A 22,536-nucleotide genomic window follows, 5' to 3' on the forward strand; every position below is an offset into this window, starting at 1 on the left:
GGTTCACGGGGCGCCCGGCGGTGAACATCCACACGTCGCCCACCTCCTTGTCCTCCGGGTCCAGCGGGTCGCCGGGTTCCCAGCGGCCGGGGGCGCGGAAGTCGTCGTGCAGGTCGTAGAAGCGGGGATGCGTGACGCCGGTGCGGCGGGACGTCTTGCGGTTGCTGACATGCGGGGCGGCCCCGTGCGCGACGATGCGGACGGCCGGGCGGCGCGGGCGGCTGGTGCGGACCGGAGGCGAGGCCTCCTCCGCGACCGACGCGCGCGAGCGCCGGGGCGTGGCGACGGTGGGGTCGGTACCGCCGGGCAGACTCTGCCGGTCCGGGAGGCTGCTTTCGGAGGGGCGGTGCCACAGCCGTCGCAGCGCGTTGGTGAGACGCCTGAACATCAAGCGATGTTACCCAAGCGCCTGCTGGAGGGCAGCCCTTCCTGTCGTGCTTCCTCGCCCGTTCTCAAGGCAGGCCGGCAGCCGTCCCGGTTTCCAAGGAGGAGGGGCTTCCCGGGGGCCGTTTCCAGCGTGGTCGGGCCATGACGGGCCATGTCATGGTCCGCGCCCATGACGACTCCGAGCCCGAAGTCCGAAGTCCCCGCCACGCCGGAAGCCGTGTTCGCAAGCCTGCTCCAGAAGCTGGGGGAAGCGGGCCGGGCCCCATCTGGAGCGACCGCCTCCCCGAGGACGCCGGAAGCGTTGGCGGCGGCCCTCTTCGTCGTCGCGGGACAGACGGGCGCGGCGATGTTCTCCGTCTGGGCGGCGGACGACACGGAGAGCGTCGAGGACGAAGACGACAGCGACGAAGCCCGAGCGGAGACGGGCGGTCGGGTGATCAGCGCGGGCATCACGCTGTTCTTCATCGCGAAGGACACGCCGGGCACGGTGGGATTGCTGGGCGCCGAGCGGGTGCCGGTGCGTCAGCCCCTGGCGTACGAACTGTATCGGCCGCTGGGGAAGGCGTTGGCGGCGCATGCGAAGCGGGGCGCGGATCCGGTGATGCCGGACCGGGGCCACGTGTCCTTCCCGGCGGGCGCGGCGGATCCGGAGGTTGAGTTCCGCGTGTCCTTCCGCGAAGACGAACTGGGCACCTGGACCACGGTGCTGGCGAGAGACCGGGAGACGCGCCAGGCGTATCCGCGCATCACCAGCCTCCCGCTCTCCGCTGAACACGCGGCGTTCCTCAAGGGGCTCTTCAACCGCCTGGACAAGACGCTGTTCAACGGTCAGTTGGTGATGCTCACGGGAGCATCGAACACGGGCCGCAGCACGACCCTGCGCGCGGTGATGGATGCGCTGCCCGACAACGTGCACGCGCTGGCGGCCGTGGAGGAGCCGAAGGGAGGGCCGGGAGGCGCCATCGGTGTCGTGAAGGTGAGCGGAGAGCTGCCGCTGGTGCAAGCGCTGCGTTCGTTCCTACGGCAGGACCCGGACCTCGTCTTCGCGGACGAGGTGCGCACGCTGAAGGACATGGAGATGCTCTGCACCGCGGCGCAAACGGGACACGCCACCATCTGCGTCCTGGAGGCGAAGACCCCCGAGGAGGGCTACGCATGGCTGACGGAAGCCATGCCCGGGATTCCCACCCCTGCGCTCATCGTGCATCACACGCGCGACGCGGTAGGCGCCCTCGCGATGACGCTCCACGAGACGAAGCCCACGGAGGACGGCAACACGCCGCACGTCGTCCCGTGGACGCCGCCCGTGTAAGCCGGGTTGGGACCGCACCATGCCAATGCCGCCGCACAAAGTGGGGATCGTGGTTGAGCAGGGCTTCGGAGACCGCGTGGCTGAGCTGGCTCGCGTCTTTCACGTATGGGTCGTTGAGTCGCGCGAGAACACTCCTGTCATCCAAAGCGTTTGGAAGAGCGGCCTGGCGGATGCGGCAGTTGATCCTCTCTCGGTGGGCGTCACGTCATTCGCCGCGCTCGAGGGAGAATCGCCTGAGGCGATGTGTGCCCGGATCGCCGGTGATGTGAACGAGCACCACGGTGCGTTCGCACATGATCCCCCGTGGTCCGAAATCGAGGTCTTCGGGGTCAAGCTGACTGCAACCTTGCGGCACGTCTTCGAGGAACTCGGAGCAACGGCCTGCACTCCCACTCAGGAGGGGTTCGTCTGTCGGCGGTTGTGAGCGCCCGGACATATCGCTGATCAAGGCTTCCGGATTGCGGTCAGTTGCCGCATGCCCCAGCGCAACGGAACGCTGCCATCGGCGCGCCGCAGCGGTTCCACGGCCTGGAGGAAAGCGGCCTTGATCGATGCCTGCGCCGCCGGAGACAAGCGGTCCGCGTCATATGTCGTGAGCAGCGACTCCCAGACCTCCTGCGGGGGCCCATCCCCCTGCACGGAGAGGGACCGCACCGTGACCTCCACGAAGCCCTCGGCGAAGAGTTCTCGCAACCCATCGCTGGATCGGACCAGAGGGTCGCCCAGCCACGTGGGAGGACCCGCCGCCGCGCTCTTCATGAGTCCAGCGAACACCTCCAGCGCGTTGCCCGGCACCAGGTCTCCACCGACGACGATGGACACCCGTCCACCCGGCTTCAGCACGCGCCGCAGCTCCGCGAGCACGGTCTCCACGTCGTCCATCAGCATGAGCGCCAGGTGGCTCAACACGACATCGACACTGGCGTCGCCGAATGGAAGCGACTGCGCGCGTCCCTGGAACAGTGTCGCCGCCCCGTTCAACCGCCCCCGTGCCGCGGCAAGCTCGTGCTCACTCATGTCGAGCCCCATCAAGGACAGCCCGGGCTGCTTCCTCCGAGCGAGCAGCTCCAGGAGGTAGCCATCCCCACACGCGAGGTCGAGCACCGCCAGGGGCCGCGCGTCGAGAGGCACGACTGCCTCCAGCAGCGCATAGGTCGAAGGCGCCGTCTCACCATCCCACTGCACGGGCGCGTGCCCGAACCATCGCGACGTCACGCCCGCGAGGCGCGCGTGGAAGTCCAACAGGTACAACTCGGAAGGGGAGGGCATGGGCACCTTCAGCGCCGGGGCTTCTTCTGTCCAGCGTTCGTGGCCTCAGCAGTGAGCGCCAGCACGGAGTACAGGTTCATCGTGTAGACGCTGCTCTCCGGCTCCAGGTCCGACGCCTTCTGGAAGAACGCACTGGCGCGTTCGTAATCGCGCTGGTGGTTCAGGAGGATCATCCCCATGCGGTTGTAGAGCGGCGCGGGCTTCGGCAAGAGCCCGATGCTGCGCTCCAGCAGGTCCAGCGCCTCCGCCAGCTTCCCCGCCTGCTCCAGCCGCACGACGCGCTGGAGCACTTCCTCCTGCGCGTCCTCCTTCCTGGCCACCGGAGCCGGCGCCACGGAAGGAGGCTTCGCCGTCAGCGCAGCGGCCAGCGACACCGAAGGCATCGGCGCCTGACGCGGAGCCTGTGCACGGGCCGCCGGCGCCGCCGCCACCTTCGCGGACGCAGCCGGAGGCACGGTCTTCGGCTCGCGCGAGAACGCGGGCACACCGTCCCCCGTGAATGCCACCTCCGCCGACGCCAGCGTGCCCACCAGCTTCGTCACGCCGCGCTCCGACAGCGACTCGAACACCGCGCGCAGCTCCAGCTCCGTTACCTGGGTGATCATCGCCATGTCCGACAGCGCCGTGCGCCCGTCCACGAACGACAGCACGTACGCCTCGAACGGGCTCAGCGGCCGGTTCACCAGGTCCAGCCCCGCAACGATGACCGGCCGCACCGGCGGCCCCTTCGTCTTCGGCTGGGCCTGTGCCTGGAACGACACCACCCGCGTCGCCTCCTGCTGCGGCGGACGGGGCACACCGCTCGCTCCTGTCTGCTCCGGCCTCGTGAGCAGCGCGCGCACCAGCGACACGTTGTCCCGGGGCGGCAGGTCCTCCACGCTCCTCACGAGCAGCAACTCACAGCGCGCGCACTGGAAGTCCCCCGGCTTGCACGACGCGCCACAGTGCGGACACGCCAGGTCCTCCGGCGGGTGCTCGAAGGCGTGCGCGTCCGCGTAGTAGTGCTTCCGGATGGCCGCGCGAATGGACCTGCGCACCGCGATGAACGGCAGCACCTGCTCCACGCCCACCGTCTTCGCGATCTCCTCCAGCGCCCGCTGCCGCTGCGGCTCGGAGATGGCCACGTACAGCGCGTCCTGCACCAGCCGCAGCGGCATGAAGTCGAAGCCCTCCGCCAGCCGCACCGGCACCCGCTCCAAGAGCGCCGCGTCCACCTTCGCCTGCGCCAGCTTCTCCGTGGACACGAAGCGCGTCTTCAACTCCTGCGCCAACAGCCGCAACACCGGCGTCTCGTCCACGCCCAGCCGCACCAGGCACTCGCCCAGCTTCAGCCCCGTCTCCTTCTGCCGCGCGAGCGCCCGGGACAGCACCTCCGGCGTCAGCACTCCATCCAGGATCAACTGCTCCCCGAGCTTGCGCGTCATGCCCCCGATTCAAGGACGCCCGGCCCCGCCCCGTCCACCGGCATCCACGTCACCTACACCGCTTTCCCGCACTCCCTGTTGCGAATGTGTATTAACGACACTAAGATGGTGTCGAAATCACACAAACAAAACGCAGCAGGTGAGGGGGATGCGCGGATGTTCATCGGGTACATGAAGTCGACGCCGACCACGTACGTGATGCAGTACCGGGACGGCGAGGTGGTCCGGGAGGGCGCGGGCCTGTCGTTCCTCTATTGGAAGCCGGCGACGACGCTGGTGGCGGTGCCCCTGTCGAGCGCGGACGTCCCGTTCGCCTTCAATGAGGTCACCCGCGACTTCCAGCCGGTGACGATTCAGGGGCAGCTGACATACCGGGTGGAGGACGCGCGGCGGCTGGCGGGGCTGTTGGATTACTCCATCACCCCGGCGGGGCGTCACCGCTCCGACGACCCGGAGAAGCTGTCGGACCGGCTGGTGCAGGCCGCGCAGGTGCGCGCCCGCGCGGTGGTGCAGTCCCTGAGCCTGCGCGAGGTGCTGGTGCAGTCCGACATGCTGGAGGCCCGGGTGCTCGCGGCGCTGGCGGAGGCGGAGTCCGTGAAGTCGCTGGGCGTGCACGTGATGGCCTTCTCCGTGCTCTCCATCCAGCCCACGCCGGAGATGGCCCGCGCGCTGGAAGCCGCCGCGCGCGAAGGGCTCCAGCGTGAAGCCGACGAGGCCATCTACGCCCGCCGCAACGCGGCCGTGGAGCAGGAGCGGCGCATCAAGGAGAGCGAGCTGGCCACGGAGTTGGTGGTGGAGGAGCGCCTGCGCCAGATTCGCGAGGCGAAGATGGCCGCGGACATCGCGGTGGAGGAGCAGCGCGCCGCCCTCATGGAGCGCTGGGTCCAGAACGAGCGCCAGTCCGCGGACGCGCGCGCGTACACCCTGGAGAAGACGCTGGAGCCGGTGAAGAACGTGGATTGGAAGACGCTCCTGGCCGCGTCCGCCAATGGCGGCGACCCCGCGCTCCACATCGCCCTGGCCTTCCGCGAGATGGGCGAGAACGCGCAGCGCATCGGCGAGCTCAACGTGTCGCCGGACCTGCTGCGCTCACTGCTGCCCTCGGACTCCGGCCCGAACCCGGGACCCCGCTCGGGCCCCAAGCCGAACAAGCCCGGCCGCGCGGACGTCCAGCACTTCGACCGCTGAAGGCCCCGGAAGGAGGCTCGCCATGTTCGAGAAAGTCGTGCTCGTCACGCGCAAGACGCGGCTGGCGGACCTGGTGGTCCGCTTCAACACGAAGAAGCAGGCGAAGTTCTACGTGGAGCACAACGGCCAGGACTTCAACGGGTTCGAGGCGGAGGACGACACCTACCGCCGCGCGGTGGACGGCCTTCGCTCGCAGCTGGACGTGGGGCTGCCGGTGCAGCAGGTGGACCGCTCGCTCGTGCCCACCTTCCTCTTCACCGGCAAGGAGGTGGTGGTGGCGGTGGGGCAGGACGGGCTCGTCGCCAACGTGGCCAAGTACGTGGGCAGCCAACCGCTCGTGGGCGTCAACCCGGACCCGGAGCGCTTCGACGGCGTGCTCCTGCCCTTCCTCCCTCGCGACGCCCGGAGCGCGGTGCAGCGGACCCTGGAGGGCCGCGCGAGGATGCGCCAGGTGCAGCTGGCGGAGGCGCGGCTCCAGGACGGCCAGCGGCTGCTCGCCTTCAACGACCTGTTCATCGGCGCGCGCACGCACGTGTCCGCCCGCTACCAGGTCCGCTACGGCGGCAAGGAGGAGTCGCAGTCCTCCAGCGGCGTGCTCGTGTCCACGGGCGCGGGCTCCAGCGGGTGGCTGTCATCCGTGTTCGCGCTCGCGCAGGGCCTCACCCGCTGCACGGGCGGCACGCCGGGGAAGCCCTGGACGCTCGGCTGGGAGGACGCGCGGCTCGCCTTCGTCGTGCGCGAGCCCTTCGTCAGCCGTCACTCCAGCGCGGACATCGTCGGCGGCTTCGTCACCGCCCAGGCGGAGCTGGTGCTCGAGTCCCGCATGCCCCAGGGCGGCGTCATCTTCAGCGACGGCATGGAGGAGGACTTCCTCACCTTCGGCGCCGGCGCCACCGCCCGCATCCGGCCCGCCGAGCAGAGGGCTCGCCTGGTCGTCCACTGAGACACCACACCCGATGCGACAGGTCCCAAGAATCCGGAACGCCCCGAGTATCGTTGGACCTCGCGGGCCCTCCCGGGATTCCCAGGTGATACAGCCGCTCCCCTGCGATGGCACGGTCGCCTTCCTACCCACCGAGCGGGGGTGCCGGGCTCGTCCCGCGGGGCACGCACCGCGGGGCCACACCGCGCATCTCCTAGAGCGTGGGGAGACCGCGCCCGGCTCCCCGTCCGGCAGACGACACCGTGTCCCTTCCCCGGACCTGAAATTCCAGGCATGGTGGGCGCAGTCGCCTTACCTTCGAAGCGAAGTTGTTGGGGCAGCGGTTCCCAGGTGCAGGCGGAATGCTTCACCGGAGTTGCGTCCGGTCGTTGATGAGCGTAGGACGCAAATTCTCCCGGGAAGTGGCTCAGGGGTGATCAATGGTCGGCCTCGTCATCGCATCGCACGGGCGTCTCGCGGATGAGCTTGTCTCTACCGCTGAACAGATCGTGGGCAAGCTGCCCGCCGTGGCCACCTGCAACATCGAGCCGGGGGCCCCAGTGGAGGACCTTCGCGCCAAGATGAAGCAGGCCGTGAAGGCCGTGGATGAAGGGGACGGTGTCATCATCATGGCCGACCTCTTCGGAGGTACCCCCTGTAAGGAATCGCTGATGATGTGTCAGCGGATGAATCTGGAAGTCCTGGCCGGCGTCAATCTGCCCATGCTGCTGAAGGCCAACTCGCTCCGTTCGGAGCAGATGGCCCTGTCGGACATGGCCAACCAGCTGGCGTCGTACGGCCAGCGCAACATCACCTGTGCATCCGCCCTGCTTCGCGAGGCCCAGCAGCAGCCGCGAACTTGACGGACCCGTACGGGTCGGCGATTCGAGACTGCCGTGATCACCCTGGTCCGCGTCGACAACCGCCTCATCCACGGTCAGGTCGTCGAAGCCTGGCTCCCCCACCTCAAGGTGTCCCGAGTTGTGGTGGCGGACGATGAGGCGGCCTCCAGTCCACTCATCCGTGCCGCCATGGCGCTCGCCGTGCAGAGCGCCATCGAGGTGCTGATCCTCCCCCTCGCCCAGGTGGACTTCGCCGCCCTGTCCAAGGACGGCGTGCGCACGCTGGTGCTCCTGAGGGATGTCGCCTCCGTGCCGTTCGCCTTCCAGCACGGGCTGGTCATGGACCAGCTCAACCTGGGCAACGTCCACTTCGGCACCGGAAGGCGGCAGGTGTCGCCGTCCGTCTTCCTGGCGGAAGGGGAGCTGCAGGCCCTCCAGCAGCTGTCCGCGCAGGGCGTGCGCGTGGAGGCGCGCGCCGTGCCCGCGGAGAAGTCCGTGGACCTGCCGGACCTGACCGAGCGCTGGTCGAAGGCCGGGTGAGCGGGTGAACGTCGGTTGGACCCAGGTGGCGCTCGCGTGTCTCTGGGGGGGGCTGGTGGCCGTGGAGCGCAAGGCGTTCCTCCAGGCCATGCTGTCCCGGCCCCTGGTGGCCGCCACGTTCATGGGCGCCCTGCTGGGTGACGTGGGCGGGGGCCTGTCCGTCGGCATGCTGCTGGAGCTGTTCTACCTGGGCACCGCCAACCTGGGCGCCTCGCTCCCTGAGAACGACACGCTCGCGGCCACCGGCACCGCCGCCGCGGCAGCCACCCTCACCGCCGCCACCGGCGCGGGCTCCACGCCGGCCATCTGGTCGCTGGCCGTGCTGCTCTTCATCGGGCTGGGGCGGGTGGGGCGGAGGCTGGACCGGCTCCTGGAGGGCTACTCCGCCCGGCTCGCGCGCGTGGCGCTGTCTTCCGCGGAGGCCGGCAACCTCAACCGCGCCATGCGGCAGAACCTGTGGGGCATGTGGCCGCACTTCGTGTCCTACGGCGCCATCACCGGCGCGTGCGCGCTGGCCGGCTACTTCCTGGAGCCGCTGATGGTGGCGCTGCCGCACGGGATGGTGCGGGGCCTGGCGTGGGCGTACCCGGCCATGGCGTCCGTGGCGGCGGCCATCGCCGCGCAGTCCAGCCACGCGAAGCGCGCGCCCCTGTACGCGGGCCTGGCCGCGGCGGCCGTCACCACGGCGGTGGTGCTGGTGCAGCTGCAGGAGCAGCGGCCTTGAGCACGACGCCCACGCCCGTGCCTTCCGAGCCCGCCGCCGCGCCGGCCTTCACCCCGCCCGTGCGGCTGTCCCGGGGCACGCTCTTGCGCGTGTTCCTGCGCTCGCTCTTCCTCCAGGCGTCGTGGAACCCCAAGGGCATGCAGAACCTGGGGCTTGCGTACGCCGTCTACCCGGCGCTGGCGAAGCTGTACCCGCCGGGCCCGCTGCGCGAGGCGGCGGTGCGCCGGCACCTGGTCTTCTTCAACACGCACCCGTACGTGGCGGCGGCCATCGTGGGCGGCGTGGTGAACCACGAGCAGAAGATTGCCCGGGGAGAGGAGACGCCGGACCGGGTGGTGGGCTTCAAGGCGGCGCTGATGGGGCCGCTCGCGGCGCTGGGGGACGGGTTCTTCTGGCTGTCGCTCAAGCCCGCGGTGGGCGGGCTGTGCGCGGCCATGGTGCCGCTCCTGGGCGTCTGGGCGGTGGCGCTCTTCCTGGTGCTGTACAACCTGGTTCACCTGCTGCTGCGCATCCGGCTGTACTGGCTGGGCCTGAATCTGGGAGACCGGTTGGTGGAGGCCGTGGCGCGGGTGAACCTGCCCGCCAAGGGCGCGAGGCTTCGGGGCGTGGCGGCGGCGAGCGCGGGCGGCCTGGCCGCGTGGCTGGCGCTGAGCTTCGGGGCGACGGCGGGCGGGACCTGGGCGCCGTTCCTGGCGGTGGGATGCCTGGCGGTGGGCGTGTTGGCGTACGTGCTCGTCAACCGGCGCGTCCCCACCTACGTGGTCCTCTACGTCGCGGCGGGATTGGCCTGCGCGGCGGGTGCCTTTCTGTGAGTACGAACAGTCGAGTGAAGCGGGAGTCGCACGATGGCCAGTGAAGCCGAGGGAACCTTCGAGATCATCAACGCGCTGGGGCTGCACGCCCGGGCCGCGGCGCAGATGGTCAAGGTGGCCAACCGCTTCAAGAGCGAGGTCTTCATCAAGGCCTCCGGGCAGCGCGCCAACGCCAAGTCCATCATGGGCGTGCTGATGCTCGCGGCGGCCCAGGGCACCCAGGTGACCCTCACCTGCAAGGGCGAGGATGCCGAGGCCTGCTTGTCCGAATTGAAAAAGCTCATCGAGGACCGGTTTGGCGAAGCGCAGTAAGCGTCCAAAGGGGAGTTAGACTCCCCATGAGGTCAGGAGAACCGTGAGCAGCCAGGCCACCCCTACACTCAGGTTGACGGGCATCGGCGCCTCCCCGGGCGTGGCGGTGGGCCATGCCTTCATCCTGGACAGGAAGCGCATCCGCACGCCCAAGCTGCGCCTGGCGGACGCGGAGGTGGAACCCGAGCGGATGCGGATGAAGACCGCCATCGACCTGTCCGACCGCCAGCTCGCGGAGCTCAAGGACCAGATTACGCGCACGGAGGGCAGCGACCACGCCCTCATCCTGGAAGCACACCGGCTGATGCTCCACGACCCCATGCTCGTGGACGAGGTCAACCGCCTCATCGTGGAGGACCGCATCAACGCGGAGTGGGCGGTGCGGCGCACGGCCCGCAAAATCAAGCACCTCTTCGACAACATCCCGGACGAGTACTTCCGCGAGCGCCGCTCGGACGTGGACTACGTGGCCGACCGCATCATCCGCAACCTGATGGGCCAGGTGGTGGACGAGGACGTGGAGGTGCCCGCGGAGGCCATTGTCGTCGCGCATGACCTGCCGCCCGCGGACGCTGCGATGATGGCTCGCAGCGGACGCGTGGCGGGCTTCGTCACCGACCTGGGCGGACAAACGAGCCACACCGCCATCGTCGCCCGCGCGCGGGAGACGCCCGCGGTGGTGGGCGCGGGGCGCGCGAGCGAGCAGATTTCCCCGGGCGACCTGGTCGCCATGGACGGCACTCGCGGCGTGGTGCTGGTGAACCCCACGGAGGACCAGCTCGCGTTGTTCCGTGAGGAGCAGCGCCGCTACCTGGAGAGCGAGCAGCTGGCGCTGACCACCAAGGATCAGCCCGCGGTGAGCACGGACGGCTTCCGCATCCGGCTCAACGGCAACATGGAGTTCCTGGAGGAGATCCCCTCGCTCCTGGCTCACGGCGCGGAGGGCATTGGCCTGTACCGCACGGAGTTCATGTTCCTGGACCGCAAGACGGCGCCCACGGAAGAGGAGCACTACCGCGCCTACAAGCAGGTGCTGGAGGCCATGGGCGGGCGTCCCGTCACCATCCGCACGCTGGACCTGGGCGGCGACAAGGTGCCGGGCAAGACGAAGCACGAGAAGGAACCCAACCCGGCCATGGGCCTCAGGGCCATCCGCTACTGCCTGTCCAACCGGGAGCTGTTCCGCGTCCAGCTGCGCGCCCTCTTGCGCGCGAGCGTGCACGGCAACCTGCGCCTCATGTTCCCGCTCATCTGCGGCGTCAGTGAGCTGCGGGAGGCGCGCAGCGAGCTGGAGGCGTGCCGCACGGCGCTGGGGCGTGCGGGAGTGCCGGTGGGCAAGCGCTTCCCGGTGGGCATCATGGTGGAGACGCCCAGCGCGGCGACCATCGCGGACCGGCTGGCGCAGGAGGCGGACTTCTTCTCCATCGGGACGAACGACCTCATCCAGTACTCGCTGGCCATCGACCGCCAGAACCGCGAGGTCGCGTACCTCTACCGGCCGCTGCACCTGTCGGTGCTGCGCATGCTCCAGGGCATCGTGGACGCGGCGAAGGCCGCCAACATCCCCGTCTCCATGTGCGGCGAGATGGCGGGCGACCCGCTCTTCACCCTGGTGCTTCTGGCGCTGGGCTTCGACGAGCTGTCCATGACGTCCGGGCAGATTCCGGTGGTGAAGCGGATGATGCGCCGGGTGAGCCGGAGCGAAGCGCTGGAGATGCTCCAGGGCGCCATGGAGCTGACCACCGCCGAGGAGATCGAGCGCTTCGTGCGCACGGAGATGGACCGGCGCTTCGGCGGCCAGGAAGGCTCGCTGCTGTCGCCGGTGCATGATCCCGAGCCTGAGTCCGTGTAGGCCCTGTTCCCTTCGCATGAATGCGAGGGGAGGGGGTCGCCGTTTCCAGGCGGAGTGCGCACGTTCGCCGGACACGAATGCAGGAGGCAGCAGCGTGTTCAAGCCAACGGACATTCAGCGGGGCATGACGGTGCGGGACCGGGACGGCGAAGCGCTCGGCGGTATCGTCGCGGTGGACCCACGCGGCTTCACCATCGGCAAGGGGCGCATCTTCGAGCGGGAATACCCGGTGCGCTTCTCCGACGTCGCGGACCTGGACGGGGATGACGTCTACCTGCGCCGGGACCTGGCCAGCCTCCCGGGCGCCATGCTGGCCGAGGGCGCGCTGGACCTGGACGATGAGGCGCGCCGCGACATGGGAGATGCGCCGCACCGGCCGGTGGTCTACACGCACGACCTGACGGGCGCGCTGGTGCCCATGGAGTAGCGGGCGTCCGGACGAGGGTGTGCGCTGGGGGCCGTGAGGAAGCAGGTGCTTCCTCGCGGCTCATTCGCGTTTGAGGATGACCCCCTCGTCGCTGACGGCGTAGCTGGCGCCTGCATCCATGACCTCCGACTTGAGGCCGCAGCGCTCCTGTTCCAGCGGCGTGAAGTGGATGAAGGTCACCTTGTCGCCACGCTGGATCCAGGCGTCATAGGTGGGAAGCCGGAACAGGCACCGGGTCATGGGGTCCGCGCCACCGGGCGCGCCTCGCCCCGGGGGCATGAAGTCATCCAACGCGATCTGAAGGGCCTTGAGCTGGGGCCCCTGCACGGTGGTGGAGTCCTCCTTGCGCCACTCCGGGAAGTGGATGCCCTGCGCCACTTCGGGAGGGGCCACGGGCGCTGGCCGGTGAAGGTGCATGCACCCCGACGCCGTGAAGAGCAGCAGTGCCAGGCCCAGACGCTTCATGTGTCCTCGCTCCAGAAAGGCTTTCACCGCGAACTGTAGGGTTACTGCCCGCGCAGATCGTCCGTGATTCGCTTCACGGGCACGAATTGACCGGCCTCGAGCAGGAAGACGGTTCGCTCCTGGAAGTCATAGAGCCGGACTTCGCACACGGGGTTGAACATCAGCCGGAAGTAATAGCGCTGTGTGCGCGCCTGGAGATCCTCCGGCGAGAACCCCGTGATGGCGGGATGGCTGTGGTAGTCCGCGTAGATGTTGATGGTGCGTGCGTCCGGGTCTTCGACTCGCTCCGGTGGCTTGCAGGATTTCCTCCCACCCGGCAAGGGCAGCGGATGGCTGAGCGTCGACGGATGGCTGGCGTAGAACGACGACTCGAAATTCCGTTGGTAGATGACCCCGCAGTACTCCTGTCCCTCACGCGTGTTTCCCGCCGTGGCGCCGGGCATCTGTCTCACCACCTTGCAGAGCTCAGGGGCCAGAGCCATCAGACTGTCGAAAGGACCCACCATGGGGCCGGCGACAACGAGGCGGCGCTCCGTATCGAACCAGAACCGCGCAGATCCTCCTCCCGCGCATCCCAGCAACAGGGCCAGGAGCACCCATCCAGAGATTGCTGCTCGTAGCGCTGCGGGCTGTGTCGCCATGCCACGACGCTAATGGTGGTGTCTGACGCCGCCTTGGAACCCGCGCGTCACTCGGGACGGGACCCCTCTTCACCAGTGGGGGGCCCGTCCTCGCTGTTTCCACCTTCTGGCGGCTTCCTGTATCGCCCGCCGTGCCGTCCTGCCTCGGGCGACAGCAGCCGGGAGATGGGGCGCAGCACCACCAGCGACAGGAGGGCCAGGGCCACGGTGACCCCGGCCGCCAGGTAGAGGCCCAGCCCGCAGGCCAGGCCCACCGCCGCCGTCAACCAGAGGTTCGCCGCCGTGGTGAGCCCTCTCACCGCCTCCCCGTGGCGCAGGATGACCCCCGCGCCCAGGAAGCCGATGCCCACGACAACCTGGCTGGCGATGCGGCTGATGTCCGTCTGCGTGCCGCTGGGGTTCGCGCCCATCCGGAGCAACTCCTCCGTGTACACGCTGGAGAGCGTGAAGCAGCACGCCCCCAGCGCCACCAGCGTGTGCGTGCGCAGGCCCGCGGCCTGGTTGCGCGCCTCGCGCTCCACGCCCAGCGCGCCGCCCAGCAGCGTGGCCAGCACCAGCCTTCCGATGAGGACTTGAGGTTCCACCCGGGCGCGACGCTACTCGCCCAATTCGATCTTCTCCTCCGTGTCCGCGTCGTTCAGTTGGGGACTGGGCAGCGTGTCCAGCGTGGCCACCAGCAGCTTGTAGGACGGCACCACGTAGGGCTCCACGTCCTTGCCCAGCTCCGTCACGTACTGCTCCTTGCGCTCCACGTACTTCTTGTCCTCGGAGTCCCAGCTGCCGCCCGCCTCCGCGGCCCACACCTCCTCGCCGTCGCGGCAGCGGATGAGCTGCGCCCTCACCGCCACCTCCGCGCCGTCGCCCACGCGCTTCACCGCCGGGTCCAGCCAGAGCACGCCCTCGATGCCCTCCACGCACTGCTCCTTGAAGGTGGGGTCCGTGGGGCGCTCCGGAAGGGACGTGTTGGCCTTCACCAGGTAGTCCCGGTTCTGGTTCAGCCACTGCCGCGCGATGAGGCTCCACAGGTCGCCGATGTACTGCTGGCCCTGCGGGAACGGCTGCGTCACCACCGCCAGCCGCTTCACCTGCAGCCGGTCCACCGTCGCGTAGTCAGGACGCAGCCGCTGGCTCTTCACCGTCGCGCAACCCGTGAGCACCATCAGACCCAGCACCGCGCCCACCCGCTTGAACGTCCCCATGGCTTGAAGCTCCCGAAGAAAAGAACGGCCCCGCGCTTCCCTTGGGGGAAGGCGGGGCCGAAAGGTCCGGCGCGGATATTAAGCGCTTCCTCCGCGCTGTCAGGCGGCGCGTGTGGAGGACGTGTCACCGCCCGAGGCGGAACCGCCCTCTGACGAACGCCCCGCGTCCTTCTGCCGCTTGTCGTGCATGAGCTGCATCACCGCCGCCAGCACCGTGAAGGACACCAGCAGCGTGGTGATGAGGCCGATGCAGGCGACGATGCCCATGGAGCGCAGGCCGTTGTGGCTGGCCACCAGCAGCGCCGCGAAGCCCGCCACCGCCGTCAGCGTGGAGGACACCACCGCCGCGCCCACGCTGCGCAGCGCCACCAGCGGGGACGTGCCCTCCAGGAAGCGGTGCAGCAGGTACAGGCCGTGGCTCACGCCGAAGCCCAAGAGGATGGGCAGGATGATGATGTTCATGAAGTTCAGGCGCAGGTCGAACAGCGCCATGAAGCCCATCATCATCGCCAGGCCCACCGTCAGCGGAATCACGGACGCCAGCGCCAGCTTCGCGTTGCGGAAGTCCGCGAAGTGCATCACCAGGATCCACAGCGCGGTGAGGATGACCGTGAGCTTCGCGTCCTTGAGCACCATGCGCGCCAGCGACGCGTACAGCTGCGTGGCGCCCGCGGCGCGGAAATCCTTCTCCACCGGCGCGCCCGTGGGGCCGCCTTCCGTGAACTTGCCCGGCGTCACCATGCCCTTGATGGAGCGGGTCTGGTCCGCGAACTGGAGCATCTGCTTGCCGTCCCACAGGTCCACGCTCGGGTAGATGAACGTGAGGTAGCCGTGGTTCTCCGGGCTCGTGGTGGGCAGGTGGCGGAACTGCGAGGCGTAGATCTCCGGCACCTGGTGCACGTCGAAGGGACGCGCCTCCAGCATCTTGAAGAACAGGGCCGCCTTCTCCTGCGTCTCCGGCGGCAGCGCCTTCACGTCGATCTCCTTCAGCTCGTCCTGCCACTCCTCCAGGATCTTGGCGTTCGCCTGCGAGATGCCCTCCGGCGGCACGAAGGTGAAGAGGCTCATCACCTGGGAGATGGCGGGGCGCTTCTTCGGATCCGCCGTCAGCTCCTTGTAGAGGGCCTCCGTCTCCGCCAGGTCCTTGGTGTAGATGGCGAGCGGGTCGCTGGCGATCTTGAAGCGCGCGTTGATTTCATCCTGCAGCACCACGGACGGCTGGTTCGCCGGCATCAGCGCGCGGGTGTTGTAGTTGAAGCGCACTCCGTACGGCAGCCGCGCGAAGAAGCCCGCGTCCGCCGGGGGCTCGCCGCTCTTCCACGGGATGGCCGCGCCGCACACCACCGCGACAATCACGCAGCCCACCGCCAGCACCAGGCCGGGGCGCGGGATGCGCAGCTCCTTGCCGGACGCGTTGGTCGTGGGCGGCGGCTTCATCACGCCAATGAGCTTCTGCGGCAGCTCCGGGTTCCTGCGGCCCGCGATGGCCAGCAGCGCCGGGCACCAGGAGAACAGCGTGAAGCCCAGCATCAGCGTGCCCGTGCCGGCCAGGAAGCCGAACTGGGAGAAGCCTTTGAACTCGCTCACCATCAGCACGTAGAACGAACCGGCCACCACCACCGCGGACACCAGCGCCGGACGGCCCGCGTTGATGACCGCGTCGCGGATGGCCACGTCGTAGGGCTTGCCCGCGCCCAGCTCCAGGCGCGTACGGAAGATGAAGTGGATGCCGTAGTCGATGCCGAACCCCATCAGGATGCCGCCCAGGATGGAGGTGATCATGTTGAGCTCACCCAGCGTCGCGTAGGTGAAGCCCAGCGTGTACAGCGTGCCCGCCACCGTGCCGCTCACCACGATGAGCGTGGGCGCCCACTTGCGGAAGAACGCGATGGTGATGGCGAAGATGGCGACGAGCGCGATGATGGTGACCGGCTGGAGCGAGTCCTCGATGGCGTACGAGTCGTCCACCGCCGTCTTGTAGGAACCCGTGAAGCCGTAGGCGACCGTCTTCTTGTCGCCCATCTTGTAGTAGTCCTCCACCAGCTGCACGCCCGCGGCGTTGCTCTTGGAGTACTGCTCCAGGTCCACACGCAGCTTGTCCACGTACTCCTTCGTCTTGCCAATCTGGTTGGTGTCCCACATCGGCTTGATGAGGAGCAGCAGCAGCTTGCGGTCCTGGGAGATGTAGTAGTCGTCCGCGATGCTCTTGTTGCCAACGCTGGAGTACTTGTCGACCAGGTCCTGCAGGTCCAGCTTCACCGGCTCCGTCTTCTTGATCTCGATGTAGAAGGGGTTCGCGCGGCGGATCTGATCCTTGAGGAACGCCATGATGCGGCGCTTGCCCTCGGCCAGGTCCTCCGTCTTCACGAACAGCACCATGTTGTTCTGCACGAACTCGACGGGAATCTTGTAGGTGATGGAGCGCGCGTTCTCCTTGTCCTTGCCCACCATCGCGGCCACGTCGTCCGCGACCTTCTTGAGCGTGGCCTCGTCGTCACCGCGGAAGGTGAGCATGAAGAAGCCGCTGCCGCCCACCATGTCGATGACGCGCTTGACGTCCTTCACCTCCTGCAGGTCCTGGGAGATGAGGTCCAGCTGGTTCGAATTGATGGTCAGCTTCGACGTGCCCCACACTGAAATGCCGAGCAGCAACAGCAGCACGAGCATGACGGTGCCGGGGCGCCGGACCAGCATCTCTGCGTAGGCCAGCGCGAGGCGGGGCGGGGGATGGGAGGAAGGATTGCCGCTCATGGGCGCGGGACCCTACCGCCGAACGTCCCCGCCCGGAAGCAAAGCCCGGGGTGCCTGTCCGCCCCACCTCCGCGCGAGACAGGGCCTCTTATCCCGAGGGAATAAACCGCGACTTCAGTGTCCTGGAGGCCCGCCCAGGGGGACGACCTGCGCCTCCGTCCCACCCGGGACAGGTTCGTCGCGGGGCGGGAGAAGGAAGGGGAGCGGGTTTCGCAGGAAGCGCAGGAACACCGCGCCCAGGAAGCGCGCGCCCTCTCGCACCGGGACATCGCGTGCTCGCAGGGCCACGCCCAGGGCCAGCGTGAAGGACACACCGAAGTTGACGACGCCGACGACGAGCACCCCCGCGGCGGCCGCCAGGAAGCCCGGCTCCATCACGGCGGAGGGGCCCAGCGCGCACCCGGCGAAGGCCAGCGCGCCGAAGGAGAAGGTGACGTGCCGCACGTCCAGCGGGATGCCGAAGAAGCCGCCCACGCCCGGCATCACCGCCAGCAGCACGCCCAGGGTGACGCCGCCGCCCACGCCCGCCGCGTGGTGCATCAGCGCGTCCGCCACCTTGCGCGCGCCCGTCACGCCGAAGACCGCGCGCAGCACGCGGTTGTGGGCGAGCGCCTCCGGCAGGTGGCGGTAGACGATGAAGTTCTCGAACCAGCCGGCGGCCACGCTGGAGGCCCAGAGCATCACGCCGGTCATCGCGGCGTAGAGGAGCGTCGCGCTCTTCCAGGGGTGCAGCGTCTCCACCACATGCTGCGCCTGCTGCGCGGTGAGGTAGGCGTGGCCCCTGAGGAACTGGAAGCCCAGCGCCAGCGCCACCGCGACGGGCAGGACGCAGCCCAGGTTGCCCAGGATGGCCGCGAGCTGCGAGCGGGTGATGCGCGGCACCAGGGCCGCCAGACGCTCCATGCGCCGGGCGCCTTCGTCCGGGCTCGCGTCCTCGCTCACCGCGGCGGCCAGCGTGGAGGCCGTCATGGACGGCTGCTTGGTGGCCAGCGTGAAGCCCAAGAGCTGCATCACCACGAAGCCGCCCGCGTAGTTGAGCGCGACGAAGAGGCCCGCGAAGAAGGGGGCCAGCGGCAGGCCGGTGAGCAGGAACTTCAGCGCGACAGCGACCGCGGCGACAAGGCCGCCGCCCGCCGCCGAGTCCACCATGTGGTGGAACTCGGCCGTCGTGGAGGTGATGTAGTGCTCACCCGTGTTGCCGGTGCGCTCGATGATCTTGCGCGCCATCAGCCGCGCGTTGCGGCGCACCAGCGCGCGCACGGAGCGGTCCTCGTGCGCTTGCTCCAGCAGGTCCGACAGGAGCGCCAGCGCCTCGCGCCAACGGGGCTCGCCGCGGGGCGCGCCCAGCACCCGCGCGACGGCCTCCATCCGGTCCAGGCCGCGCCCGATGCGCTCCAGCCGGTACACCAGGTCCACGCTGACGCCGGAGTCCTCCAGGTGCCGGGTGACGGTGCGCACCACCCCGCGGCAGTCCTTCACCACGCGGACCAGGTCCGCCAGCGACTCCTGGGCCCCGTCGCGCGCCAGCACCGCGTCGCACACCAACCGCAGCCGCAGGAAGGGGGACGCGCGGAAGGACAGGTCCGGCGTGCGGTCGCGCACGTCCTCCGCCAGCCCCAGCCCCGCCACCTGCACGCCCAGCAGCATCAGCGCGTCCATCAGGTCCCCTCGCACACGCGAGGACGGGGTGGGTTCTGGTGGGGGAGGCTCGCCCACCAGCGCCGTCAGCCGCGCCAGCAGCATGGGGGACAGCGCGCCCAGCCACTCCGCGTCCTCCGGCACCGGGAACAGGCGCAGGAGCAGCTCCGACAGCTCACCCGGCTCCGGCGGCGCGGGCAGCACGCCGCGCACGAAGCGGTCCGTCAGCTCGGAGAAGAAGCCGTTGCCCGCGCTCAGGCCCACCTGGGCGAAGAGCTTCAGGCCCCGGCTGCCCGCGCACACCCCCGCCACCAGCCGGGTGACGGACGCGCGCAGGGCGCTCTCGCCCTCCAGCACGCGCACCAGCAGGGACAGCCGGGAGTTCGCGGGGGACAGCGCGCGGTCGTCCGCTTCCGTGAGGCCGTGGGCGGGGATGCGGTCGCGCATCCAGTGGATCCACCGCTCCACCCACTCCAGGCGCGGCTCCAGGCCGTCACCGGGGACCTCCGACAGCAGCCGGAGCAGGTCCCGGACCGCGGGGTGGCCGGGGGCCCGGGGCGCGTACTGGACGCAGAACGCGTCCATCTCACGGTCGGACGGCACACCCCGGAGCAGCAGCCGCGGGGCGGGGGTCGAAACAGTCATTCGCCAGGCGCTCCGGGGGAGGAGGAACGCCCTAGCCTAACCGGACCGCGCCTCCCCCGGAACCCGGAGGGTCGGCGGGGCCCTGGTTGCCTGGCCGTCCAGGTAGCAGCTGACTGGATTACTTCAGCTTCACCGAACCCAGTTCGTTGTTCTTCGCACGCATGGCGCCGAGCAGCCCTTCCCAGCCGCCCTCCTTGAAGAGGGGGCGGACCTGATCATCGCGGATGCCGGTGAGCATGGAGTCGCCCAGCACGGACACGTCCACGACCTTCCAGCCGCCGCCCACCTTCTCCACGGCGTACTTGAGCTTCATCTCCTGCTTCTTCAGCGGGTGGTTGATGAAGATGGTGGAGCCCACGAGCGCCTTGTCGCCCGTCACCTGCGGCTCGTCGTAGGTGATGGAGTCCAGGTTCTTGAAGTTCTCACGTACCTTGGGGAAGGCGATCTTCGCGAACAGGTTCTGGAAGAGCTGGGTGAACTCCTTGCGCTGGGCGTCCGTGGCCTTGGACCACTCGTCCCCCAGCAGGAAGAGGCCCTGCTGGTCGCTGCCCAGGTTCTCCAGGGCCTTGAGGTCCTTCTCGTAGCGCACGGACTGCACCACGGTCTTCACCGGCTTGGTGATGGCTTCGGAAGCCTTGGGCGCGGCGAGCGCGGGCACGGCGAAGGTGAGGGCAACCAGGAAGGGAAGGGTGCGAATGCGGGCAGTGGCGTTCATATGGGTCTGTGACCTCCAGAAGAAGGGCGCGGGTCCTGTAGCCCAGGGGAACGCCGCGCGAACCATTAAATTCATCCGGCGGGCAGGCACACCCGTGGCGTCAGGTCCGCCCGGCCGAAGGGCGCTTTGCGTCGAATAAACCCCCGTAGCGACAGGTTTGACTCTGCTGGGACCGCACGTTTAGTGTCCGCCCCCTGCGCTGCGTCACCGAATTAGCGCGAAGCCCGAGAAGACATGCCTACCGACTTCCTGTTCACGTCTGAATCCGTCACCGAGGGCCACCCGGACAAGATCGCCGACCAGATCTCCGACGGTGTGCTCGATGCCATCATCGCCAAGGATCCGCAGGCGCGCGTCGCCGTGGAGACGCTCGTGAAGACGGGCCTCGCCATCGTCGCGGGCGAGGTGACGACGAATTGTTACGTGGACATCCCGAAGATCGTCCGCTCGACCATCACGCGCATTGGCTACACCGATAGCTCCATGGGCTATGACGGCCACACCTGCGGCGTCATGGTGGCCATCGAAGGCCAGAGCCAGGACATCGCCCGGGGCGTGGACAACAAGAAGGACCAGGGCGCCGGCGACCAGGGCATGATGTTCGGCTTCGCGTGCGACGAGACGCCGGAGCTGATGCCCGCGCCCATCCACTACGCGCACGCGCTGACCCGCCGCCTGGCGGAGGTGCGCCGCAAGAACCACCCGTGGATCCGCCCGGACGGCAAGAGCCAGGTCACGGTGGAGTACAAGGACGGCAAGCCGCTGCGCATCGACGCGGTGGTGCTGTCCACGCAGCACTCGGATGACGTCTCCAACAAGAAGATCCAGGAGGCCATCCGCGAGGACGTCATCCTGAAGGTCCTGCCGAAGAAGCTCATCGACAACAAGACCAAGTTCTTCATCAACCCCACGGGCCGCTTCGTCATCGGCGGCCCCATGGGCGACTCGGGCCTCACGGGCCGGAAGATCATCGTCGACACCTACGGCGGCATGGGCCGTCACGGTGGCGGCGCGTTCAGCGGCAAGGACCCGTCCAAGGTGGACCGCTCGGCCGCGTACATGGGCCGCTACATCGCGAAGAACGTCGTGGCGGCGGGCCTGGCCCGTCGTTGCGAGGTGCAGGTGTCCTACGCCATCGGCGTGGCGGAGCCTGTCAGCGTGATGGTGGAGACCTTCGGGACGTCCACCGTGCCGGAGGAGCAGATCGCCCGCGCCGTGCGCCAGACGTTCGGCCTGCGCCCGCGCGAAATCACCGAGCACCTGGACCTGCTGCGGCCCATCTACCAGAAGACCGCCGCGTACGGTCACTTCGGCCGCTCCGAGAAGGAGTTCACCTGGGAGCGCACGGACAAGAAGGACGCGCTCCGTGAGGCCGTCGCCGCCCCCGCGCCCAAGACGCGCACGCCCCGCCTGAAGGCGGTCTGACGCACTGGAAGCACTTCGGTTGAGCCCACGCGCTCGTCCCATCCCGGGGCGAGCGCGTTTTCATTTCCGGGCATGGCGCGTGCGTTGGCCGGGCGCATACGGCGGGTGAACTGTTAGGACACGGCCATGCCGACTCCGGGTGCCGCGTCTGGCTGGCGCATCGTGCTGCTCACCGTGGCCCCCGCGGTGGCGCACGACTTCACGCTGGCGCTGAGGGCCCAGGGGCATGACGTGGTGGCGCTGGTGGTTCCGGCGGGCATCCGGGGCCTGCGCCCGTTGGACATGGAGGGGTGGGCGGAGCTGGGGCGGCTCTTCGAGGCCGCGCCGCCGTCGGTGGACGTGCTGCTGGTGAGCGAGCGGGCGCACCTGACGCCCCGGTTGGCGGGCCTGAAGCCGGACCTCCTCCTGTGCTTCTTCTTCCCGTGGCGGCTGCCACCGGAGGCGCTGGCGATGCCTCGCCTGGGGGCGGTGAACGTGCACCCGTCCTTCCTGCCTCGGTACCGGGGGCCCTGTCCGCTGGGGTGGGCGCTGCGCGAGGACGCTCGCGAGCTGGGGCTCACCTTCCACCGCATGGACGCGAGCTTCGACACCGGACCCGTGCTCGCGCAGGGCATGTTCCCGGTGAAGGACGAGGACACGGAGGAGGTGGTCTTCGAGAAGCTGATGCTCGCGTCGCGCCGGCTGCTGCCCGGCGTGGTGGAGCGCGTGGCGCGGGGAGACGTGGGCGAGCGGCAGGCGGAGGCGGACGCCACCTTCGCGCCCTTCTTCGAGCCGGCGTACCGGGACATCGACTGGCGCGACAGCGCGCGCTCCGTGCACCTGAAGGTGCGCGCGTGCCGCTTCGCCGGGTGGCGTGAGGGGAGGGGGGATGCGCGGGCCCGGCTGGATGGCCGCTGGGTTCGTGTTCAGCGCACGCGGGCGTGGCGGGGCGAAGACCCTCGCGCGGAGCCGGGCACGTTGCTGGCCCGGCAGGGGGACGAGCTGCTGGTGCAGTGTGGGGACACGCCGCTCTGGGTGGTGTCGCACGTGCTGGAGGAGGCCTGAGG

22 protein-coding genes and 1 pseudogene are annotated in these 22,536 nt (G+C 69.2%); 13 read left to right on the top strand and 10 right to left on the bottom strand.

The annotated features are described in order from the left end of the window. Positions 1-388, bottom strand: a pseudogene (locus D7Y21_RS29850) (hypothetical protein); the annotation flags it as partial. 168 nt (positions 389-556) lie between these two features. On the opposite strand from D7Y21_RS29850, the gene D7Y21_RS29855 reads away from it, so the two are divergent. Together D7Y21_RS29855 and D7Y21_RS29860 are read left to right on the top strand one after the other, a co-directional pair. Further along, positions 557-1,699, top strand: a complete 1,143-nt coding sequence (locus D7Y21_RS29855; RefSeq protein WP_147469411.1) for an ATPase, T2SS/T4P/T4SS family — start codon at positions 557-559, stop codon at positions 1,697-1,699. A gap of 19 nt (positions 1,700-1,718) precedes the next feature. Then, the gene (locus tag D7Y21_RS29860) at positions 1,719-2,123 is read left to right on the top strand and encodes a hypothetical protein (RefSeq protein ID WP_121717202.1); all 405 of its coding nucleotides are present in this window, start codon (positions 1,719-1,721) and stop codon (positions 2,121-2,123) included. 20 nt (positions 2,124-2,143) lie between these two features. On the opposite strand, the gene D7Y21_RS29865 is transcribed toward D7Y21_RS29860, so the two are convergent. Continuing rightward, on the bottom strand, positions 2,144-2,968 hold the full coding sequence (locus D7Y21_RS29865; protein WP_121717203.1) for a class I SAM-dependent methyltransferase: 825 nt from the start codon (positions 2,966-2,968) through the stop codon (positions 2,144-2,146). A gap of 8 nt (positions 2,969-2,976) precedes the next feature. Continuing rightward, a complete protein-coding gene (locus D7Y21_RS29870) occupies positions 2,977-4,392 on the bottom strand; it encodes a general secretion pathway protein GspE (RefSeq protein ID WP_121717204.1) in 1,416 nt (471 codons plus the stop codon). A 156-nt stretch (positions 4,393-4,548) separates the two neighbouring features. Here D7Y21_RS29870 and D7Y21_RS29875 point away from each other — a divergent pair, with 156 nt between their 5' ends. The 9 genes from D7Y21_RS29875 (at position 4,549) to D7Y21_RS29915 (ending at position 12,011) form a co-directional block, all read left to right on the top strand. Then, positions 4,549-5,580 carry an SPFH domain-containing protein gene (locus tag D7Y21_RS29875; RefSeq protein ID WP_121717205.1) on the top strand — a complete coding sequence of 344 codons (1,032 nt, stop codon included), beginning with the start codon at positions 4,549-4,551 and terminating at the stop codon, positions 5,578-5,580. A gap of 22 nt (positions 5,581-5,602) precedes the next feature. Beyond that, a complete protein-coding gene (locus tag D7Y21_RS29880; RefSeq protein ID WP_121717206.1) occupies positions 5,603-6,523 on the top strand; it encodes an NAD+ kinase in 921 nt (306 codons plus the stop codon). A gap of 419 nt (positions 6,524-6,942) precedes the next feature. Beyond that, positions 6,943-7,365 carry a PTS sugar transporter subunit IIA gene (locus D7Y21_RS29885; RefSeq protein WP_014399911.1) on the top strand — a complete coding sequence of 141 codons (423 nt, stop codon included), beginning with the start codon at positions 6,943-6,945 and terminating at the stop codon, positions 7,363-7,365. Between the two features lie 33 nt (positions 7,366-7,398). Then, positions 7,399-7,884, top strand: coding sequence for a PTS sugar transporter subunit IIB (locus tag D7Y21_RS29890; RefSeq protein ID WP_120561225.1), 486 nt, complete (start codon positions 7,399-7,401; stop codon positions 7,882-7,884). A 4-nt stretch (positions 7,885-7,888) separates the two neighbouring features. Next, positions 7,889-8,608 carry a PTS sugar transporter subunit IIC gene (locus D7Y21_RS29895; protein ID WP_120561226.1) on the top strand — a complete coding sequence of 240 codons (720 nt, stop codon included), beginning with the start codon at positions 7,889-7,891 and terminating at the stop codon, positions 8,606-8,608. A gap of 17 nt (positions 8,609-8,625) precedes the next feature. Further along, positions 8,626-9,420 carry a PTS system mannose/fructose/sorbose family transporter subunit IID gene (locus D7Y21_RS29900; RefSeq protein WP_370039438.1) on the top strand — a complete coding sequence of 265 codons (795 nt, stop codon included), beginning with the start codon at positions 8,626-8,628 and terminating at the stop codon, positions 9,418-9,420. Positions 9,421-9,453: 33 nt separating this feature from the next. Beyond that, positions 9,454-9,732 carry an HPr family phosphocarrier protein gene (locus D7Y21_RS29905; protein ID WP_120561227.1) on the top strand — a complete coding sequence of 93 codons (279 nt, stop codon included), beginning with the start codon at positions 9,454-9,456 and terminating at the stop codon, positions 9,730-9,732. Positions 9,733-9,775: 43 nt separating this feature from the next. Continuing rightward, entirely contained in the window at positions 9,776-11,584 is a 1,809-nt protein-coding gene (gene ptsP / locus D7Y21_RS29910) for a phosphoenolpyruvate--protein phosphotransferase (RefSeq protein ID WP_120561228.1), read from the top strand. A gap of 94 nt (positions 11,585-11,678) precedes the next feature. Continuing rightward, complete coding sequence (locus D7Y21_RS29915; protein WP_121717207.1) at positions 11,679-12,011, top strand: hypothetical protein; 333 nt, start codon at positions 11,679-11,681, stop codon at positions 12,009-12,011. Positions 12,012-12,071: 60 nt separating this feature from the next. On the opposite strand, the gene D7Y21_RS29920 is transcribed toward D7Y21_RS29915, so the two are convergent. The 7 genes from D7Y21_RS29920 to D7Y21_RS29950 all read right to left on the bottom strand — a co-directional run bounded on the left by D7Y21_RS29920 (position 12,072) and on the right by D7Y21_RS29950 (position 20,065). Beyond that, positions 12,072-12,476 carry a hypothetical protein gene (locus D7Y21_RS29920; RefSeq protein WP_120561230.1) on the bottom strand — a complete coding sequence of 135 codons (405 nt, stop codon included), beginning with the start codon at positions 12,474-12,476 and terminating at the stop codon, positions 12,072-12,074. Positions 12,477-12,517: 41 nt separating this feature from the next. Continuing rightward, positions 12,518-12,958, bottom strand: coding sequence for a DUF4329 domain-containing protein (locus tag D7Y21_RS29925; protein ID WP_233591330.1), 441 nt, complete (start codon positions 12,956-12,958; stop codon positions 12,518-12,520). Between the two features lie 206 nt (positions 12,959-13,164). Continuing rightward, complete coding sequence (locus D7Y21_RS29930; RefSeq protein WP_233591331.1) at positions 13,165-13,701, bottom strand: MgtC/SapB family protein; 537 nt, start codon at positions 13,699-13,701, stop codon at positions 13,165-13,167. 12 nt (positions 13,702-13,713) lie between these two features. Next, positions 13,714-14,316: an MXAN_6521/LA_1396 family lipoprotein gene (locus D7Y21_RS29935; protein ID WP_121717208.1), complete on the bottom strand. Its 603-nt coding sequence runs from the start codon at positions 14,314-14,316 to the stop codon at positions 13,714-13,716. A gap of 99 nt (positions 14,317-14,415) precedes the next feature. Further along, a complete protein-coding gene (locus tag D7Y21_RS29940; RefSeq protein WP_120561233.1) occupies positions 14,416-17,067 on the bottom strand; it encodes an RND family transporter in 2,652 nt (883 codons plus the stop codon). Between the two features lie 114 nt (positions 17,068-17,181). Next, complete coding sequence (locus D7Y21_RS29945; RefSeq protein WP_121717209.1) at positions 17,182-19,350, bottom strand: site-specific recombinase; 2,169 nt, start codon at positions 19,348-19,350, stop codon at positions 17,182-17,184. Positions 19,351-19,468: 118 nt separating this feature from the next. Then, positions 19,469-20,065 (bottom strand): ABC transporter substrate-binding protein, encoded by a 597-nt coding sequence (locus tag D7Y21_RS29950; protein WP_121717210.1) that lies wholly within the window; start codon positions 20,063-20,065, stop codon positions 19,469-19,471. A 234-nt stretch (positions 20,066-20,299) separates the two neighbouring features. Here D7Y21_RS29950 and metK point away from each other — a divergent pair, with 234 nt between their 5' ends. Together metK and D7Y21_RS29960 are read left to right on the top strand one after the other, a co-directional pair. Next, complete coding sequence (gene metK, locus D7Y21_RS29955) at positions 20,300-21,490, top strand: methionine adenosyltransferase (protein WP_120561236.1); 1,191 nt, start codon at positions 20,300-20,302, stop codon at positions 21,488-21,490. A gap of 126 nt (positions 21,491-21,616) precedes the next feature. Beyond that, positions 21,617-22,534, top strand: a complete 918-nt coding sequence (locus D7Y21_RS29960; RefSeq protein ID WP_121717211.1) for a methionyl-tRNA formyltransferase — start codon at positions 21,617-21,619, stop codon at positions 22,532-22,534. Positions 22,535-22,536: the final 2 nt, after the last annotated feature.

The sequence above is a fragment of the Corallococcus sp. AB045 genome (assembly GCF_003668895.1).
Classification (GTDB): domain Bacteria; phylum Myxococcota; class Myxococcia; order Myxococcales; family Myxococcaceae; genus Corallococcus; species Corallococcus coralloides.

Bases quoted from the DNA above. Each gene is read 5' to 3' on its own strand.
- D7Y21_RS29950 (WP_121717210.1), bottom strand. From the start codon at position 20,065: ATGAACGCCACTGCCCGCATTCGCACCCTTCCCTTCCTGGTTGCCCTC.
- D7Y21_RS29860 (WP_121717202.1), top strand. From the start codon at position 1,719: ATGCCAATGCCGCCGCACAAAGTGGGGATCGTGGTTGAGCAGGGCTTC.
- D7Y21_RS29880 (WP_121717206.1), top strand. From the start codon at position 5,603: ATGTTCGAGAAAGTCGTGCTCGTCACGCGCAAGACGCGGCTGGCGGAC.
- D7Y21_RS29940 (WP_120561233.1), bottom strand. From the start codon at position 17,067: ATGAGCGGCAATCCTTCCTCCCATCCCCCGCCCCGCCTCGCGCTGGCC.
- D7Y21_RS29945 (WP_121717209.1), bottom strand. From the start codon at position 19,350: ATGACTGTTTCGACCCCCGCCCCGCGGCTGCTGCTCCGGGGTGTGCCG.
- D7Y21_RS29855 (WP_147469411.1), top strand. From the start codon at position 557: ATGACGACTCCGAGCCCGAAGTCCGAAGTCCCCGCCACGCCGGAAGCC.
- D7Y21_RS29865 (WP_121717203.1), bottom strand. From the start codon at position 2,968: ATGCCCTCCCCTTCCGAGTTGTACCTGTTGGACTTCCACGCGCGCCTC.
- D7Y21_RS29925 (WP_233591330.1), bottom strand. From the start codon at position 12,958: ATGGCTCTGGCCCCTGAGCTCTGCAAGGTGGTGAGACAGATGCCCGGC.
- D7Y21_RS29905 (WP_120561227.1), top strand. From the start codon at position 9,454: ATGGCCAGTGAAGCCGAGGGAACCTTCGAGATCATCAACGCGCTGGGG.
- D7Y21_RS29935 (WP_121717208.1), bottom strand. From the start codon at position 14,316: ATGGGGACGTTCAAGCGGGTGGGCGCGGTGCTGGGTCTGATGGTGCTC.
- D7Y21_RS29870 (WP_121717204.1), bottom strand. From the start codon at position 4,392: ATGACGCGCAAGCTCGGGGAGCAGTTGATCCTGGATGGAGTGCTGACG.
- D7Y21_RS29920 (WP_120561230.1), bottom strand. From the start codon at position 12,476: ATGAAGCGTCTGGGCCTGGCACTGCTGCTCTTCACGGCGTCGGGGTGC.
- D7Y21_RS29875 (WP_121717205.1), top strand. From the start codon at position 4,549: ATGTTCATCGGGTACATGAAGTCGACGCCGACCACGTACGTGATGCAG.
- D7Y21_RS29885 (WP_014399911.1), top strand. From the start codon at position 6,943: ATGGTCGGCCTCGTCATCGCATCGCACGGGCGTCTCGCGGATGAGCTT.
- metK (WP_120561236.1), top strand. From the start codon at position 20,300: ATGCCTACCGACTTCCTGTTCACGTCTGAATCCGTCACCGAGGGCCAC.
- D7Y21_RS29960 (WP_121717211.1), top strand. From the start codon at position 21,617: ATGCCGACTCCGGGTGCCGCGTCTGGCTGGCGCATCGTGCTGCTCACC.